The 16,657-nt window shown below is 67.2% G+C and carries 13 protein-coding genes; 1 reads left to right on the top strand and 12 read right to left on the bottom strand.

The window, feature by feature from the left end:
- The first annotated feature begins 44 nt into the window (after positions 1 to 44).
- Complete coding sequence (locus AC1DXI_RS10750) at positions 45 to 386, top strand: hypothetical protein (RefSeq protein WP_476938587.1); 342 nt, start codon at positions 45 to 47, stop codon at positions 384 to 386.
- Here the strand turns inward: AC1DXI_RS10750 and AC1DXI_RS10745 are convergent.
- The 12 genes from AC1DXI_RS10745 to AC1DXI_RS10690 form a co-directional block, all read right to left on the bottom strand.
- Entirely contained in the window at positions 383 to 1,762 is a 1,380-nt protein-coding gene (locus tag AC1DXI_RS10745) for a 5-methylcytosine restriction system specificity protein McrC (RefSeq protein WP_476938586.1), read from the bottom strand. The two genes, AC1DXI_RS10750 and AC1DXI_RS10745, sit on opposite strands and share 4 nt — an antisense overlap.
- The gene (locus AC1DXI_RS10740; RefSeq protein WP_476938585.1) at positions 1,755 to 3,986 is read right to left on the bottom strand and encodes an McrB family protein; all 2,232 of its coding nucleotides are present in this window, start codon (positions 3,984 to 3,986) and stop codon (positions 1,755 to 1,757) included. Before AC1DXI_RS10740 ends, AC1DXI_RS10745 begins: the two co-directional genes overlap by 8 nt.
- A 69-nt stretch (positions 3,987 to 4,055) precedes the next feature.
- Positions 4,056 to 4,352 carry a hypothetical protein gene (locus tag AC1DXI_RS10735; RefSeq protein ID WP_476938584.1) on the bottom strand — a complete coding sequence of 99 codons (297 nt, stop codon included), beginning with the start codon at positions 4,350 to 4,352 and terminating at the stop codon, positions 4,056 to 4,058.
- A gap of 59 nt (positions 4,353 to 4,411) precedes the next feature.
- Positions 4,412 to 4,843 (bottom strand): acyl-CoA thioesterase, encoded by a 432-nt coding sequence (locus AC1DXI_RS10730; protein ID WP_476938583.1) that lies wholly within the window; start codon positions 4,841 to 4,843, stop codon positions 4,412 to 4,414.
- A 113-nt stretch (positions 4,844 to 4,956) separates the two neighbouring features.
- The gene (locus AC1DXI_RS10725) at positions 4,957 to 7,032 is read right to left on the bottom strand and encodes an ABC transporter ATP-binding protein (protein ID WP_476938582.1); all 2,076 of its coding nucleotides are present in this window, start codon (positions 7,030 to 7,032) and stop codon (positions 4,957 to 4,959) included.
- Complete coding sequence (locus AC1DXI_RS10720; protein ID WP_476938581.1) at positions 7,029 to 8,762, bottom strand: ABC transporter ATP-binding protein; 1,734 nt, start codon at positions 8,760 to 8,762, stop codon at positions 7,029 to 7,031. The genes AC1DXI_RS10725 and AC1DXI_RS10720 overlap by 4 nt, the downstream gene beginning before the upstream one ends.
- A gap of 278 nt (positions 8,763 to 9,040) precedes the next feature.
- Positions 9,041 to 11,038: an MDR family MFS transporter gene (locus AC1DXI_RS10715; RefSeq protein ID WP_476938619.1), complete on the bottom strand. Its 1,998-nt coding sequence runs from the start codon at positions 11,036 to 11,038 to the stop codon at positions 9,041 to 9,043.
- 103 nt (positions 11,039 to 11,141) lie between these two features.
- The gene (locus tag AC1DXI_RS10710; protein WP_476938580.1) at positions 11,142 to 11,627 is read right to left on the bottom strand and encodes a MarR family winged helix-turn-helix transcriptional regulator; all 486 of its coding nucleotides are present in this window, start codon (positions 11,625 to 11,627) and stop codon (positions 11,142 to 11,144) included.
- Between the two features lie 245 nt (positions 11,628 to 11,872).
- Positions 11,873 to 13,549, bottom strand: a complete 1,677-nt coding sequence (locus AC1DXI_RS10705) for a thiamine pyrophosphate-binding protein (protein WP_476938579.1) — start codon at positions 13,547 to 13,549, stop codon at positions 11,873 to 11,875.
- Positions 13,546 to 14,625 carry an agmatinase gene (speB, locus tag AC1DXI_RS10700; RefSeq protein WP_018775909.1) on the bottom strand — a complete coding sequence of 360 codons (1,080 nt, stop codon included), beginning with the start codon at positions 14,623 to 14,625 and terminating at the stop codon, positions 13,546 to 13,548. The genes AC1DXI_RS10705 and speB overlap by 4 nt, the downstream gene beginning before the upstream one ends.
- A gap of 92 nt (positions 14,626 to 14,717) precedes the next feature.
- Positions 14,718 to 15,059 (bottom strand): P-II family nitrogen regulator, encoded by a 342-nt coding sequence (locus AC1DXI_RS10695; protein ID WP_018775910.1) that lies wholly within the window; start codon positions 15,057 to 15,059, stop codon positions 14,718 to 14,720.
- Positions 15,056 to 16,495: an ammonium transporter gene (locus AC1DXI_RS10690; protein WP_476938578.1), complete on the bottom strand. Its 1,440-nt coding sequence runs from the start codon at positions 16,493 to 16,495 to the stop codon at positions 15,056 to 15,058. Before AC1DXI_RS10690 ends, AC1DXI_RS10695 begins: the two co-directional genes overlap by 4 nt.
- Positions 16,496 to 16,657: the final 162 nt, after the last annotated feature.

Genomic DNA, 16,657 nt, shown 5'->3' with positions numbered 1-16,657 from the left:
CGCGTACTGCAAACACGGGAGAGCGCACGATGCCGCACTTGCTGATGTCCAACGACCAGCCCGAAACGGCTGTTGCGCCAACAGATTCCAATCCCACAGATTCCAGCCCCGCAGTTTCAGATCCCACAGTTCTGCCGTTCCGTCGCGTCGGCCACCCGAGACTCCGCGGCCTCAGGCCCCGCCAGTTCCGCGGAGCGAACCCGGATCTGGAGCCGCTGCGCCGGCAGGCGGCCTCGATCATTGATGAGGTTCTGGCTGGCACCAACCCGGAAGAAGCCGACGTGCGGGAGAAACTCCAGTGGCACGTCGCCAACAACCCGGGCCAGCCGGAAAAGGCGCTCCTGGAACATTTGCGGACAGTGGCCGACCAGGAGGAATCCGCCTAGCCGGCGGACCTGTCGATACTGGCCTGCCGGAGCACTTCGCCCCAGGACTGCTGGGCAAGATCCGCCACGGCGGCCAGGATTTCCGACGGCGGCAGCGACAGATCGAGCGGGAACTCGACAATGTCGATGTCGGTATTGAGAATTCGGCGCAGCTTGATTTCCCCGGCTCCCGGGTAAACGATCCACGCCGTCGGCACCCGCAAGGATGTGCAGTAGGCCAGCATCCGGTAGTGGTCGCCGGAGAGGGACGCGCCGACGTCGGCCGCGGCCTTGTACTTGGCGTCGTAAACCATCACGGGCCGGCCGCCGAGGAAGTGGACGGCACCGGGCTGCACCACAATGCGGTCCGAGTCGCGGACGGCCTCGTTCAGCAGTGCGTTGTAACGCAACCGCATTTCTCCGGGGTAGGCGGCCATGGCTTCGCGCAGGGCCGTTCCCACGAAGTCCTCGAACACCTTGGCCATGTCCACCACGAACGACGCCGACTGCTGCTTGCCGTCGCCGGCCTCCGCCGAGGCGTTCCGCAGGATCAGTTCGGCGAGCCGGAGAGCGGCGTGGTAGCGGGTGTTCATCCGGCTGGGCCGCCACTGCGGCAGCGGCGCGCCGGACTGAAGGCGCGTCACGGCGTCGAGCTTTCCCTTGAGCTGGCGCAGGCGGCTCAGGACCTCCGGCCGCACCCGCGGCACCTGGGACATCCGTTCCAGCGCGGCGCGCAGAATCCGGTTCTCCGCGATGTCCTCGGTGAACTCGTCATAGGAGACTTCCAGCGGGACCAGCATGCCCGGACGGCGGGAAATCTGGTCCGACATCCGGATCCGGCCCTTGACGGTCCGGAGGGATTCTTCCACTATGAGATACCCCTGCAGCACGCCGCGACTCAGCGCCCGGTCCGCGAGCTGCGCCAGGGATTCGGCCAGGGCGCTCCAAAGGTCCGCGTGCTCCACCGCGGCGACAGAATCGTCCCGGAACCCTTGATCCCCCGCGTAGCCGAGCAGGAACAGCAAACGGCTCAGCCCGAGCCGACCCTTCGGCCGCACCTCCAGCTGCACGGCGGGGGTGCGCACCGACCCGACGGTCCCCACCGGTTCGATCCGGTACAGTCCCATGCCCATCGGCGAGGCCTTCGCCAGGCCACTGGCGTTGACGTAGGCGGCAGTGTCCGGATCAAGCCGCTCCACGACGCCGACGGAGAGTTCGTCGAGGACAATGTGCCGGCAGGTCTCCGCGGCGCCGCCGCGTCCGGATGAACCGGGTCCGGATGAACCGCGGCCGGCCGTCCCGCGGTCCGAGGCCTTGCGGTCCTGCGCATCGCGGTCAACACCGCGGTCCGAGGCATTGCGGTCCAGCGCTACGGCGTCCCCGGCCAGCCTAGGCATGCGCCAGGCGGCCCAGGAGTTGTTCCAGTCCGAACCGTTCCTCGAGCTGGGCGCGGTTGAGCTGGCCGTGGTAGTGCTCCTCCAGCAGCGGCATGAGCTCGTACTTCCAGATTCTGCGCAGGCCCTTGGGCGTCTGCGCGGACTTCTTCATGAAGTAGGAGGGCCCGATCATGAGGTCGCGGTCCCATTCATCAATCGCGTCGTTCAAAGCGTCAAGCAGCAGGGCGGGCGTCGTGTCCAGGTCGCGGGCCTCGAGGAATCGCAGCAGCGAGCCCTTCACGGGTTCCGTCTTCGGGTGCAGCTCGATGAAGGAGAAGCGCCGCCGGATGGCCGCGTCCATCATCGCGATGGAACGGTCCGCGGTGTTCATGGTGCCGATGATGTACAGGTTGTCCGGCAGGGTGAAGGGCTCGTTGGGGCTGTATTGCAGGTAGATGCGGTCGTCGCGGTATTCGAGCAGGAAGTACAGCTCGCCGAACACCTTGGCGAGGTTGGCCCGGTTCATCTCGTCGATGATCAGGAAGTACGGTTTGCTCTCGTTGCCGGGCTTGGCTGCTTCCTCGGCGAGCCGGCGCAGCGGGCCCGCCACGAGCTTGAAGGACACCTGGCCCTCGTCCGTCTTGTCCGGGCGGAAGCCCTCGAAGAAATCTTCATAGGCGTACGACGGATGGAATTGGACCAGCTTGACCCGCTCGTCCGTGGTGTCGCCGGCGAGCTCGGCGGCGAGGTGTTTGGCGAGGTACGTCTTGCCCGTGCCCGGCGGACCGTAGAGCACCAGCTGCCGGTTCTCCTCGAGGAGTTCGGCGATTTCCTGCAGCGGCTCCAGGTCCATGTGCAGGGACGCGGCGAACTCCTGAGTCAGCGGCCGGAACCCGTCACAGACCGGTTCAACGGCGGCATCCGGCGCGTCGCCGTCGCCGTCCTCGGCTTCCGCTTCAGCCGGCAGCAGCGCCTCAAGCGCCTGGATCACGCGGGTGATGTCCACGATGTTGCCGGAAGTGGTCAGCTGGCGCTGCACATGGCGGGGCAGCCCCGTGGCGTCATGTTCCTCATCGAACCAGCGGACCTTGCGGCGGAGCTGGCGGTTGTCTTTGGCATGCTCAGGTTCGCCGAGGACCACGCCGATCCGGACCTTGCCCGAGCTCTGGTAGAGCGCAAGGTCGCCCGGCTTCATGACGGTCAGGAAGGCGAAGACTGCAGTCTTGGTGTCCTCACGCTCCACATAGCCGAGGTGCTTGTAGTCTTCGTCAACCGCGTTCTGGACCAGCCCCGCGGTAACGCCGGGGTCCAGCAGGCGGAGGTGCTCGACGTCGAGCGTCACCGCTTCCTCGTCCCGCCACTCCCCCAGCAGCTCAGCGTTGTCGTGGTGGGTGCGCAAGAGCCAGGCGCGGCGGCCGGGGTCGCCGACCTTCCGCCACTGGCTCACCAGCTGGCGTGAATACCAGTCGATCCGCTGCCCGGCCTGCTGGTCCAGGTGCAGGCGGATCCGGTGGATGTCCGCCGAAATGTCCTCGTCGCTGTCCCCCTTGGCCCCGCCCACCAGGGAAGCGAAAGCGTCGCGGATCTCCTGCCGCTCGACATCGGCCACCACGGGTTCGAAGTAGCTGGGCCAGACCAGGAACTCAATGCTGCGGCGGATGGCCGGCTGGTCATCCGGGGTCCCGGCGACCAGCCGGTGGAAGGCCAGCGGATCCTTGACCGCGGCCTGGACGACGTGGGCCGGCCGCTGTGCGACGTGCTGCACGAAGCGGCAAAGCCATTTCAGGTGGTCCCAGATGGTCCAGTTGAATTCCGCGGTGCGGTCCCGGATCACGCCGTGGTCCGTCATGCCCGCGTAAAGCTCGTCGGGGAGCTCCAGCGCAGGCTCCAGCCACGACGCCGCCTCGGCGACGCGCGCCCGCTTGACCTTCAGCGACTTGACCTCGTGGGCCAGCGGCAAGGACTGGAGGAAGAGCAGCTCCACGGCCAGTTGCTTCGCCCCGCGGGTGGCGTCTTCCAGGTTCTGGCGCAGGTTGGTCATCATCGGCGCCTTGGGATCTGGAACGCCCCGTTCGAGGCGTTCCAGCAACTCTGCGGCAGCCTGGACGGACCAAGTTTTGGTTCGGCCGTCCAGGGGGGACGCCTTGCCGAGCAACCCCGGGCCCAGCACAAACCACGCCGCGTCTTCAATCTCCTTGGAGATACCGAGGGCGCGGTGCAGGGCAGGCTTCTTGGTTGGGGTCATACGTTCAATTTACAGGCTTAAACTGAACGCGCCCATTTAACGCCGGCCCCTAAACTACCGGCCAGTAGATTATGGTCGGGCGGGCAGCAGACCCGAATTCGCGCCGGGCCGGCGCTTCACGCCGAAGGTGAAATACGTGGCCGGACCGATGAAATTCACCAGGGTGGCAAGCCGCCACATGGCCTTGCTGCCGCGGATCTGCGCAGCCGGGCGTCGGCTGATGTCCGTCTGGGCCGCGACCAGCAGCGAGAGTTGGACGATGCCAGCGGAGATGGTTCCGAACCGTGCCATCGGCGAGAGTTCGTTCCACTTCTTCTTGCGGGAATGCTGCTTGTGGATGTTCTGGTGCATGTTCACAACGACCACGCCTCCTTTAAGCGTCGGAGTTGTTCATTCTAGGAGCCCCACCGGCACCGTGGTAGAGGCTATTGGACCGGGTGGGCGCGGGTGTAGGGGGCCATCCGGTCCTTCTGCTCCGGCGTCAGCCGCAGCACCCGGCCGGTTGCCTCGTCCAAGAAGGCAAGATGGCTTGTGGCCCGGACGCAGTCCTCCCGCGTGACGGGATCCTGCACCAGGTAGTGGATGTCGAAGCTGGCGCCCTTAACCGCCCCGATCCACAGCTGGACCACGGCGGGCACGTTCCGGTATTCAAGGGTCTTGACGTACCTGATCTTGTGCTCGACCACGAGTGCCAGCGTCCCTTCCGGAATTTCATTGAAGAGCGGTACCAGGGGTTCGGTTCCCGGCAGCCCGGGACCCCGGGGCGGGCCGAACGCCGCGATCCGTGCTTCTTCGAGGATCCGGACAATCTGCACGTTGTTGATATGCCCGTAGGCATCCATGTCGCTCCAGCGCATCGGCACCTGCACCTCGAGGCGCCGCGGCTCCGTGGCTGTGTTCTCCCTAGCGGGGCCGTCCCCCGCGGGGCCGTTCCCGGCGGCTGTGCCCTGCCCGGCGGGGTCCGCGGCGCTCAGCTGTGCACCGCCGTCGCGTTCTCCGCGGAATCCGCCAAGGCGGCGTCCGCGTCCTCGCCGGCGAACTGGGACATGTACAGCCGGTAGTACGCGCCCTGCAGGGCCAGCAGTTGGGCGTGCCGACCCTGCTCGACGATCTGCCCGTCCTCCATGACAAGGATGGTGTCCGCGTCCCGGATGGTGGAGAGGCGGTGGGCGATGACGAAGCTGGTGCGTTCCGTCCGCAGCGCCGCCATGGCCTTCTGGACCAGGGCTTCGGTGCGGGTATCCACGGAACTCGTGGCCTCGTCCAGGATCAGCAGCGACGGGTTCGCCACAAAGGCCCGGGCGATGGTGATCAGCTGCTTTTCGCCGGCACTGACGTTGTTGCCCTCTTCGTCGATCACCGTGTTGTAGCCGTCTGGCAGCGCCCGGACGAAGCGGTCCACGAACGTGGCCTTGGCCGCCGCCATGATCTGCTCTTCGGTGGCGTCCAGCTTGCCGTAGCGGATGTTCTCGTAGATGGTTCCGCCGAACAGCCAGGCGTCCTGCAGCACCATGCCGACCTTGGCACGCAGCTCCGAATGGCTCAGCCGGGTGATGTCCACGCCGTCCAAGGTGATGCTGCCGGCGTTGAGTTCGTAGAAGCGCATCACGAGGTTAACGAGGGTGGTCTTGCCCGCCCCGGTCGGTCCCACGATCGCGACCGTGTGACCGGGCTCGGCCGTGAAGGACAGGTCCTCGATCAGCGGCTTGTCCGGCGTGTAGCTGAAGGTGACGTGCTTGAACTCGACATGTCCGTCGGTCTTGGCCGGGAGGTGCTCGGTGACGGTCTCGGCGTCCTGTTCGTCGGCGTCGAGGAATTCAAAGACGCGCTCGGCGGAGGCGACACCGGACTGCAGCATGTTGGCCATGCCGGCCATCTGGCCCAGCGGCTGGGTGAATTCGCGCGAGTACTGGATGAACGCCGTGGCGTCGCCCAGGCTCATGCTGCCCGAGGCCACCCGCAGCCCACCGACGACGGCGATCCCCACATAGCTGAGGTAGGAGACAAACTGCATGACCGGCATGATCATGCCGGAAACGAACTGGGCCCCGAAGCTGGCCTTGTAGAGTTCCTCGTTGCGCTCGTCGAAGCGGGCCAGCATGTCGGCGTCGCGGCCGAACACGCGGACGAGGTCGTGGCCGGAGAACGATTCCTCGATCTGGCCGTTGAGCTCCCCGGTGTTCTTCCACTGGGCGGCGAAGAGCTTCTGGCTGCGGGCGCCAATGATGCCGGCGGCCACCCCGGAGAGCGGCAGGGCGACGAGCGCGATCAGGGCCAGCTGCCAGGACACGATGAACATCATGATCACGATCCCGATGACCGTCAGGGCCGAGTTCACGAGCTGGGCGAAGGCCTGCTGGAGCGCCTGCTGGATGTTGTCGACGTCGTTCGTGACGCGGGAGAGGATGTCGCCGCGCTGGCGGGTATCGAAGTAGTTCAGCGGCAACTTGTTGAGTTTCTTCTCGGTGTCATCGCGCAGCGTGCGGACCACGCGCATGACCAGCACGTTGAGGACATAGCCCTGGAGCCACAGGAAGATGTTGGCGACGAAGTACATCACCAGCACCACGCTGATGAGGAACGCGAGCTCCTGGAAATCGATGCCCGCGCCCGGCACGACGTCCATCTTCGAGAGCATGTCGGCGAAGTTGTCCTGGCCCTGGGAGCGCAGTCCCTCGATGAACTGCTCCTTGGTGGCCCCGGCCGGGAGCTGCTTGCCGACCACTCCGGCGAAGATCACGTCCATCGCCTGGCCCAGGATCCTCGGGGCAATGACGTTGAGGACGACGGCGACCGTCACCATGGCGAGCACGGCGATGATGCCGGCGCGCTCGGGTTTCAGCAGCCCCATGAGCCGATTGGCCGAAGGCCAGAAGTGCTGGGCCTTCTTGGCCGGCACGGCGCCGAACATGCCGCCGTCGGCCTCGCCGGGCGTGTACTCCTCCTCGAGGAAGTCATCCTCGATCAGGTCGGTTGCGTCCGTCCCGGCTGCGGCCTGGTCGGCTGCGGTGGCCGAAGTGGTGGAGACTTTCTCGTTGGTGCTCATGCCACTGCCTCCGCGCTCAGCTGGGATTCGACGATTTCCTGGTAGGTGCTGGAGCTTTCCAACAGTTCCTCATGTGTTCCGCGGTCCACGATCCTGCCGTTGTCGAGCACGAGGATCTGGTCCGCATCGGCGATGGTGGAGACGCGCTGGCCGACAATGATCACCGTGGCATCGGCCGTCTTGGCCTTGAGCGCCCGGCGGAGCCTGGCATCGGTGGCGACGTCGAGGGCCGAGAACGAGTCGTCGAACAAGAAGACCTTGGGTTCGGTGACGAGGGCGCGGGCGATGCACAGCCGCTGCCGCTGGCCGCCGGAGACGTTGGTGCCGCCCTGGGCGATCCGCGCTGCGAGGCCGCCCTTCTTTTCGCGCACGAAGTCCGCGGCCTGGGCGACCGTCAGCGCCTCCCACAGGTCCGAGTCCGTGGCCTCGGGCTTGCCAAAGCGCAGGTTGTGCTCAATGGTTCCGGAGAACAGGTAGGGCCGTTGCGGCACCATGGCCACGCGCTGCGTGATCTCGGCCCGGTCCAGCTGGGTGACGGGGACGCCGTCGAGCAGGACCTCGCCCGACTCGGCGTCGTAGAGCCGCGGGAGCAGGGCCAGCAGGCTGGATTTGCCGGCTCCCGTGGAGCCGATGATCGCCACCGTCTGTCCGGGCTCGGCCGTAAAGCTGATGTTACTGAGCACGGGCGCCTCGGCACCGGGGTAAGCGAAGGTCACGTTGCGGAATTCAACTCGACCGGCCTTGGCCGCCGGCGTCACCGGGGTGAGCGCCTCATGGATGGAGGGTTCGACGTCGAGCACTTCACCGATCCGGTCGGCGCAGACCGAGGCGCGGGGAATCATCATGGCCATGAAGGTGCCCATCATGACGGCCATGAGGATCTGCAGGAGGTACTGGAGGAAGGCCGTCAGCGAACCGACCTGCATCTCGCCGGCGTCGACGCGCTGGCCACCGAACCAGAGCACGGCGGCCGTGGAGATGTGCAGGATCATGCCGATGGCGGGGAACATCAGCACAAACAGGGAACCGATTTTCAGCGAGACGTCGGTGAGGTCCTTGTTGGCCGCCCCGAAGCGCTCGGCCTCGTGGGGTTCGCGCACGAACGCCCGGACCACCCGGATGCCGATGATCTGCTCGCGGAGGACACCGTTGAGCCGGTCGATCTTCTCCTGCATGGAACGGAAGAGTGGCATCAGGCGGACCACAAGGTAGCCCACCACGACCACGAGCAGGGGCACGGACACCCAGACGAGCCAGGACAGGTTGAGGTCCTCGCGCAGGGCCATGAAGATCCCGCCGATGCACATGATGGGCGTGGCCACCATGAAGTTCAGCGCCATGAGCATGAGCATCTGGACCTGCTGCACATCGTTGGTGCCCCGGGTGATCAGGGTGGGGGCGCCGAAGACGTTGACGTCGCGCGCCGAGAAGCTGCTCACCTTGCGGAACACGCCGCGGCGCAGGTCCCGGCCGAACGCCATCGCCGCCTTCGAGCCGAAGTAGACGCCGGCGATCGCGGTGGCCACCTGGATCAGGGCGACGCCGAGCATGACGCCGCCGGTCCGCCAAATGTAGTCCGTGTCGCCGCGGGAGACGCCCTCGTCGATGATCTGGGCATTGAGGCTGGGCAGGTACAGAGCCGCGATGGTCGAGGCCAGCTGGAAGATGACCACAGCCGCGACGTATGGCAGATACGGCTTGGAATAGCGCCGCATGAGGGTAACGAGCATGCCCACGAGTCCTTTGGGAAGGCCGGACGATACGAAGACCGGAAATGAAGTGAGTTGAAAAGCTGATTGAAGACTATCCGTTGGGGCCGACAGCCTTAGCCACCCGACTCTACGAAATCCCCTGCCCGGGCGGAACACGGGACACTGAAGATCATCCAAACGGTGTGGTTTAGCGGCTGCCGCGGCCTCGCACGCAACCGTCTTGCCGCGCGAAGGGCCCCGCTGCCGCCCCTGGGGGCGGCCGCGGGGCCTCTGCGGTCCGGTGCTGCGAGCCGGCGCTACTCGGTGCGGTGCCGGCCGTGGGTGGCGATGTAGTCGGCAGCCGCGCGCTGCATCTTGCGCTGTTTGGCGAGCTGCCGGCGCAGTGCCGTGAGTTCCTCGGCAACCCGGGCCTGTTCGGCGGCGGTGGCACGCTGCTCGGCGGCCTGCTCGTGCACGGCGCGCAGCGCGTCCGCCAGCAGCAGCTGCTGCTCCGCAAGCAGCTGCTGGGTCTGGAGCATCACAGGTACGACGTCGGCGGCCTCGGGCCGGTTCTCGGCCACCAAGGTCCGGGTCCGCTGGCGGGCGGCGTCGGGGAAGCGGGATTCGGCGCGCTCCCGGCTGAGCACCTCGATGAATTCCCGGTCCAGGTCCACGATGCCGGTTCCGCCGGCGGACGGAGCTGCCACGGCGGCGTCGGTCCTGGCGTTCCCGGTGTTACGTGTGTTGCCCGGCGTTGTCGCCGCGGCACCGGCCATAGCGAGATCCGGGGCGTCCGCTGCGAGTTCGGCGGGTTCCGGCCGGACGTCGACGGTGCGGCGCAGCGGGCGTTCCTTGATGAACAGGATGGCCACCAGCGCCACGAGGCCGACAACTGCAGAGATCAGGAAGACCTCGGCGATCGCGTCACCGTAGGCGGCGCGCATGATGTCGCGGATCGGTGCCGGCATGTCCTTGAGGTCCATGCTGGCCCCCGCGGACCCGGCGGGAACCTGGATCCCGCCGGACGCGAGCCCCTCCACGACGAGCTCCTTGACCCGATTGCCCAGCACGGCGCCGAGGACCGAGACGCCGATCGCCCCGCCGACGGACCGGAAGAAGGCAACAGAGGCACTGGCCGTGCCGATGTCCTTGGCCTGGACGGTGTTCTGGACGGCGAGGACGAGGTTCTGCATCAGCAGGCCCAGGCCGACGCCGAGGATGGCGGTGTAGATGCCGGTCAGCCACAGGTCAGTGGTGTGGTCCATGCTGCCGGCCAGGCCCAGGCCGCCGATCAGCAAGATGGCGCCGGCCACGAGGTACCGCTTCCACTTACCGGTGCGGCTGATCAGCATGCCGGAGGCAACCGACCCGATCAGGTTGCCGGCGATCATGGGCAGCGTGAGCAGCCCGGCCTCGGTGGGGGTGGCGCCGCGTGCCACCTGGAAGTACTGGCCAAGGAAGGTCGAGGAGCCGAACATGCCCACGCCGACGGCCACCGAGGCGAGGATCGCGAGGGCGGTGGTCCGCTCCGAGATGATCTTGAGCGGGATGATCGGCTGGGCTACGCGGGATTCCACCAGCACCAGCAGGCCCAGGAGCAGGACGCCGCCGCCCACCATGGCCACCGTCTGCCACGACCACCAGTCGTAGTAGTCGGGGTTGCCGGCGAAGGAGACCCAGATGAGCAGCAGGCTGACGCCGGAGGTCAACAGGATGGAGCCGAGCCAGTCAATCTTGGCGGGGCGCTTGACGTGCTGGATCTTAAGGGTGACCTGCAGCAGGATGAGCGCGACCACCGCGAGCGGGACGCAGACGAAGAAGGTCCAGCGCCACCCCAGCGGGCTGTCGACAATGAAGCCGCCAAGCAGCGGGCCGCCTGCCGTGCCCACGGCCATGACGCCGCCCATGTAGCCGGAGTACTTTCCACGGTCACGCGGCGGGATCATGGAGCCGATGATGGCCTGGGCAAGGGCGGTGAGCCCGCCCATGGCGATGCCCTGGATGACACGGGCGGTCAGCAGCAGCGGGATGGTCTCGGACAGGCCGGCCATGACGGAGCCGGCCACGAAGATCACGATGCTCAGCTGGACGAGGACCTTCTTGTTGAAGAGGTCCGCGAGCTTGCCCCAGATCGGGGTGGTTGCCGCGTTGGCCAGGAGCGCGGCGGTGATCACCCAGGCGAAGTCCGTCTGGGTGCCCTTGAGCTCGGACATGATGGTGGGCAGCGCGTTGGCGACGATCGTGCTGCTCAGGATGGCGGTGAAGAACGCCGCCAGCAGCCCGGTGAGCGCCTCCATGATCTGGCGGTGGGTCATCGCCACAGGTTCTGCGGCGGTCTGGGATGCGCGGGATGCCCCCTGCGCAAGGTCGGACGGGGCCGGGGACGGCCCTGTGGCGGCGGCGTGGCTAGCCATATATCTACTCCTCAACAATTTCGGTCGTATTCGTGGGTCCGGCCGTCGTTGCCCGGGCTGAGGTCCTGAGGGACTCAGCAAGTTTTTCGAGGGTGCGCGCCGTCAGTTCGACGTCGTCCTGGCTCCAGTCCCGCAGCAGGTCCTGGATGGTGGCCGTCCGCTGGTCCTCGATGACACGCAGCTTCTCCGTGCCGGCGGCGGACAGGGCGATCAGCTGCGCGCGGCCGTCTTCCGGGTCCGGCCGGCGGACCACATAGCCGTGCTCTTCGAGGTCGGCGATGTGCCGGCTGAGGACCGGGGCGCTGACGCCGAGCCGCTCGGCAAGATGCGTGGCCCGGGATTCGCCCTCCCCCACAAAGCGCAGAACGCCCTGCAGCGCCACTCCGGTGTCCTGCCCGCGCAGGCTGGCGGCGGCAACGCAGCGGACCGCGCGCTGGAGGTCGAAGATCTGGTAGACGAGTTTGGCTGCAGCGTTGGATTCAACTGACATGGTGGACACCCCTCTTTTGTTTGCCCCAGGCAACTATATACGAAATTGGTTACTTCGGGAAACTAACTCTCTCGTGGGAGGTGCCGCGCGGCTCCGAAAGGGCACTTAAATGCCGAACGCGGACCGGCCGGGCCTGCCCCTCGCCGTGAGGGGCAGACCCGGCCGGGTCCGCGCTGTGCAGTGCTGCTGCAGTGCTGTTACAGCAGTGCTGCTGCCGCAGTGCTGCCGTGTTGTTGAGGTCCCGGCTACGTGGCCAGGTGGGTGGGGCCGAACATCTGGAGCAGGGTTTCGACGACGACGACGTTGGGGCCGTCCGCGGCGAAGCCAGCCCTCAGGGCGTCCCCGACGCCTTCCGGGGCCACCCGGACGGCCGGGACGCCGAAGGACTCTGCCAGTTTGACGAAGTCGGGCCGGGCGAGCTCGGTGGCCGTGGCCTTGCCGAAGGCGCCCACCATGTATTCGCGCAGGATGCCGTAGCCGCCGTCGTCCACAATGAGCCAGGTGACCGGGACGTTGTGCTGCTTGGCGGTGGCGAGCTCGGAGATGGAGTACATCGCCGAGCCGTCGCCGGAGACGGCCAGCACTCTGGCGTGTCCGGCAGCTGCGCCGGCGGAAGTGCCGGTGGTTTCGAGCCCGACGGCGCCGCCGATCGCCGCGGGGAAGCCGAAGCCCAGCCCGCCGGCGCCCTGCGCGGAGTGGAACTGGCCCTCGCGCGCATCCCAGCAGCTCCAGCCCCAGTAGGCCGAGATGGTCATGTCCCAGAACGTCTGCATGGCCGCGGGAACGGCCTCACGGATGTCGGCCATGAACTTCAGTTCCTTGCCGAGGTCCTGGGACTCGAGACGGGCCTTGACCTTGGCCAGGGTGTCCTTGACGAGCACCTCGGGAGCCGTGCCGTGCCAGTCGGCGCGTTCGCCGTGCGGTTCGGTCAGGGCGGCGTCGAGGGCGGCCAGGGCCTGGCCGGCGTCCGCCCGGATGCCCAGGCCCGGACGGTTGGACTCCAGGACGCGGGGTTCGGCGTCAATCTGGATGATCCGGCCGCGCGGTTCAAAGGTGAAGTAGTTGGAGGTGACCTCGCCCAGGGAGGAGCCGATGACGATCAGCACGTCTGCGTCCTCGAGCACCTCCGTCATGTACTGGTCCTCGATCCAGGACTGCAGCGAGAGCTCATGGTTCCAGGGGAACGCGCCGTTGCCGCCCGGGGTGCAGATTACCGGCGCCCGCAGCTTCTCCGCAATCGAGAGCAGCGACTTTTCGGCCCGGCCGCGGCGGGTGCCGCCGCCGGCGATGATGGCGGGACGTTCCGCCGTCGAGAGCCATTTCACGGCTTCGCGGACCAGTTCCACGCGGGGCGGGTTGTCGGCCGCTTCGGCGAGGGCGTCCTCCACGGGAGGCACCATGATGGGGTCCAGCAGGACGTTCTGCGGGATTTCGAGCCACACGGGGCCCTGCGGCGAGGAGATAGCCTCGGTCCAGGCATCCTGGATGGCCGAGGGGATGCCGGAGGCGTGCTGGATCAGCCGCTGGGATTTGGTGACGTTCGCGGCCGAGGCCTTCTGGTCATCGAGCTGGTGCAGCATGCCCTTGCGCCGGGCGCCGAGGCCCTCAAGCGGGATCTGGCTGGCCACGACCACCATGGGAACGCCGGTCGCGTAGGCCTCCTGCAGCCCGGCCAGGGACGTCAGTGCGCCCGGACCGGTGGACAGGAACAGCACGCCGACCTCGCCGGTGGCGCGGGAGTAGCCGTCCGCGGCGAACGCCGAGTTGTTCTCGACCCGGGAGGAGACGAAGTGCAGGTTCCCGCGGCCCATCGCATCGAACAGGCCCAGGGCGTGCTGGCCCGGGATGCCGAAGACCGTCTTGGCGCCGAGCGCCTCAAGGGTCTCGACGACGAGGTCCCCGCCGTTGCGTACGCCGGTCATCGTGATGCCACCGGCGAAGCCACGGGGGAGCCGAAGCCGGCGGTGCGGCGGGATTCCTGGCCGAGGGCCTGGGCCGCGTAGCCGTTCGGGGCGCCGAAGCGGTCTCCTTCGACGGCGCGGTCCGCCATCAGCGTCACAAGTTCGTAAGCGACGTGGCTTGCCGCCACGCCGGTGATCTCGGCGTGGTCGTACGCCGGGGCAACCTCGACGACGTCGGCTCCGACGAGGTTCATGCCGCGGAACCCGCGGATGATTTCCAGCAGTTCGCGGCTCGTGATGCCACCGGCTTCCGGCGTGCCGGTGCCGGGGGCGTGCGCGGGGTCAAGGACGTCGATGTCCACCGAAATATAGAGCGGGCGGTTGCCGATCCGGTCCCGGACCTTGGCGACCGTCTCCAGGACGCCCTGGTAGTAGACGTCGGCGGAGGTGACGATGCCGAAGCCGAAGCGGTGGTCGTCGTCGAGGTCCTTCTTGCCGTAGAGCGGGCCGCGGGTGCCAATGTGGCTGATGGCCTCGGTGTCCAGGATGCCTTCCTCGACGGCGCGGCGGAAGGGTGTGCCGTGGGTGTACTCGGCGCCGAAGTAGGTGTCCCAGGTATCCAGGTGCGCGTCGAAGTGCAGCATGGCAATGGGCCCGCCGGCGCGCTCTGCGGCGGCGCGCAGCAGCGGCAGGGCGATGGTGTGGTCGCCGCCGAGGGTCACCAGCTTGCTGCCGGTCGCCGTCAGGTCCAGGGCGTTCTGCTGGATGGTTTCGATGGCGTCGTTGATGTTGAAGGGGTTGACCGCCATGTCGCCGGCGTCGGCAACCTGGATGTTCTCGAAGGGGCTGACGTCCCACGCCGGGTTGTACGGCCGCAGCAGGCGGCTGGCCTCGCGGATGTGGTTGGCCCCGAAGCGGGCGCCGGGGCGGTAGGAGACGCCGGTGTCGAACGGCACGCCGACCACCGTGACGTCTGCCTTGGCCACCTGGTCCAGGCGCGGCAGGCGGGCATAGGTGGCAGCCCCGGCGTAGCGTGGGACGCGGGATGAATCGATGGGGCCAAGGTTGCCATTGGCCTCGATGCGCAGCTCTTCCAAAAGAAGCCTCTCCTTCGAGGATTGACCGACGGTTGTGACACCCATCATACACTCGAAGTTTCGTATTGCGCATCATTTGTTTACCAAACACTTCACGCGATGGCCGAGGCGCCCCGCTCCCCCGTCCGGACGCGGACGGCGTCGCGCACCTCGATAATCCAGATCTTGCCGTCGCCGAAGCGGCCCGTGCGCCCGCCCTCTTCAACGGCCGCCATGACGGCGCCAAGGGCGTCCTCTTCGACCAGGACTTCCAGCCGCACTTTGGGCAGCAGGTCCGAGCTGTATTCGGCGCCCCGGTACACCTCGGTGTGGCCCCGCTGCCGGCCGTAGCCGCTGGCCTGGCTCACGGTCAGGCCGTTGACTCCGGCCCGTTCCAGGGCCGCGCTGACGGCGGCGACCCGCTCCGGCCGAACAATGGCCGTGACGAGCTTCATGACGACACCCTGCCGCGGACGGCCTCACCTTCGGCCCCGGCCTGGGTCTCGGCATGGGCTTCGGCCTGGGTCCCGGTGTGGGCGTGGGCCGCGGCCGCATCAGTCCGGGCATGCGGGTCACCGGGGTGGAAGCTGCCGCCGACCATGAGGAGTTCGTACGCTGTTTCGGCGTGCTCCGTCACGTCAATGCCGGAGAGCTCGTCGGCCTCGGAAACGCGCATGCCGATGCTCTTGTGGATCGCGAAACCAATCAGCGTGGTCATGGCGGCGCTCCATGCCGTGACAATCAGGGCGGTGAGAATCTGTGGCCAGAACTGCGCCAGGCCACCGCCGTAGAAGAGGCCGCCGGCCGTCTTGGCGGACGGCAGTGCGAAGAATCCGAGGGCCAGGGTCCCCCACAGGCCGCCAACGAAGTGCACAGCCACGACGTCCAGTGAGTCGTCGAGTCCGATCTTGAACTTCAGCCCGACGGCGAGCGCGCAGACGGCTCCGGCGATTGTGCCGATCAGGATTGCCCCGACAGGGTCGACGAACCCACAGGCCGGGGTGACTGCCACGAGTCCCGCGACGGCACCCGAGGCGGCTCCGAGCGAGGTGGCATGCCCGTCGCGCAACCGCTCCACGAGCAACCAGCCCAGCAGGGCGGCGCTGGTGGCAAGCAGCGTGTTCATCCAGGCCAAGGCGGCCGTGGCGTCGGCGGCGAGTTCCGAGCCCGCATTGAACCCGAACCAGCCGAACCAGAGCAGCCCTGCGCCGAGCATGACGAAAGGCAGGTTGTGCGGGCGGATGTTGGGGTCTTTCATGAAGCCGAGCCGCTTGCCCAGAACCACCGCCAGCATGAGCCCGGCTATGCCGGCGTTCATGTGGACCACCGTGCCGCCGGCGAAGTCGAGGGCGGAGATCTTGCTGCCAATGATGCCGGTAGGCCCGAACAGGCCGCCGCCCCAGACCCAGTGCGCGATCGGCGCGTAGACGAGCGTGACCCAAAGGGCGGCAAAGAGCAGCCAGGGTCCAAACCTGACGCGCTCGGCCACCGCCCCACTGATCAGCGCGACAGTGATGATGGCGAACGTGGCCTGGAAGCCGACGAATATCATGTCCGGCAGTCCCGGCGCTTTGGTGCCGATGCTGGTGGTCAGCCCGCTCAGGCCGAAATTCGTGAAGGGATCCCCAACGAATCCGCCCAACGCATCGGGGCCGAAGGCCAGTCCGTAGCCCCACAGGGCCCAGACGACGCCCACCACGCCCATGGCGCCGAAGCTCATCATCATGATGTTGAGGACGGACTTCATCCTGACCAGCCCGCCGTAGAAGAACGCAAGTCCGGGGGTCATCAGGAGGACCAGGGCGGACGCCGTGAGCATCCACGCGGTCGATCCGGGGTCAAGGACCTGCGGATCTACTGCCATTCCTACTGCAAGCACAGAGAACTTCATAGCGGGAGCCTTCCTCGAGTGCCGGCGCTCCGAGGGCGCCGATTCGGCGAGACCATGTCACATTGGGACTGCTGTACGTCCCCCCGCGGATGACGCTACCCACGGCGTGTTTCGGGAAGGCTTTCCGATTCTTGCCGGCACGTTACGCGGCGGCTCTGGGCA

The organism is Arthrobacter sp. P1_H7, from assembly GCF_056405215.1.
The sequence above is the reverse complement of the archived record's forward strand: the minus strand, read 5'-3'. Positions and strand labels throughout refer to the sequence as shown.

Bases quoted from the DNA above. Each gene is read 5' to 3' on its own strand.
- AC1DXI_RS10690 (WP_476938578.1), bottom strand. From the start codon at position 16,495: ATGAAGTTCTCTGTGCTTGCAGTAGGAATGGCAGTAGATCCGCAGGTC.
- AC1DXI_RS10705 (WP_476938579.1), bottom strand. From the start codon at position 13,549: ATGACCGGCGTACGCAACGGCGGGGACCTCGTCGTCGAGACCCTTGAG.
- AC1DXI_RS10750 (WP_476938587.1), top strand. From the start codon at position 45: ATGTCCAACGACCAGCCCGAAACGGCTGTTGCGCCAACAGATTCCAAT.
- AC1DXI_RS10695 (WP_018775910.1), bottom strand. From the start codon at position 15,059: ATGAAGCTCGTCACGGCCATTGTTCGGCCGGAGCGGGTCGCCGCCGTC.
- AC1DXI_RS10725 (WP_476938582.1), bottom strand. From the start codon at position 7,032: ATGAGCACCAACGAGAAAGTCTCCACCACTTCGGCCACCGCAGCCGAC.
- AC1DXI_RS10720 (WP_476938581.1), bottom strand. From the start codon at position 8,762: ATGCTCGTTACCCTCATGCGGCGCTATTCCAAGCCGTATCTGCCATAC.
- AC1DXI_RS10745 (WP_476938586.1), bottom strand. From the start codon at position 1,762: ATGCCTAGGCTGGCCGGGGACGCCGTAGCGCTGGACCGCAATGCCTCG.
- AC1DXI_RS10710 (WP_476938580.1), bottom strand. From the start codon at position 11,627: ATGTCAGTTGAATCCAACGCTGCAGCCAAACTCGTCTACCAGATCTTC.
- AC1DXI_RS10730 (WP_476938583.1), bottom strand. From the start codon at position 4,843: ATGCGCTGGAGCGACATGGATGCCTACGGGCATATCAACAACGTGCAG.
- AC1DXI_RS10715 (WP_476938619.1), bottom strand. From the start codon at position 11,038: ATGACCCACCGCCAGATCATGGAGGCGCTCACCGGGCTGCTGGCGGCG.
- AC1DXI_RS10740 (WP_476938585.1), bottom strand. From the start codon at position 3,986: ATGACCCCAACCAAGAAGCCTGCCCTGCACCGCGCCCTCGGTATCTCC.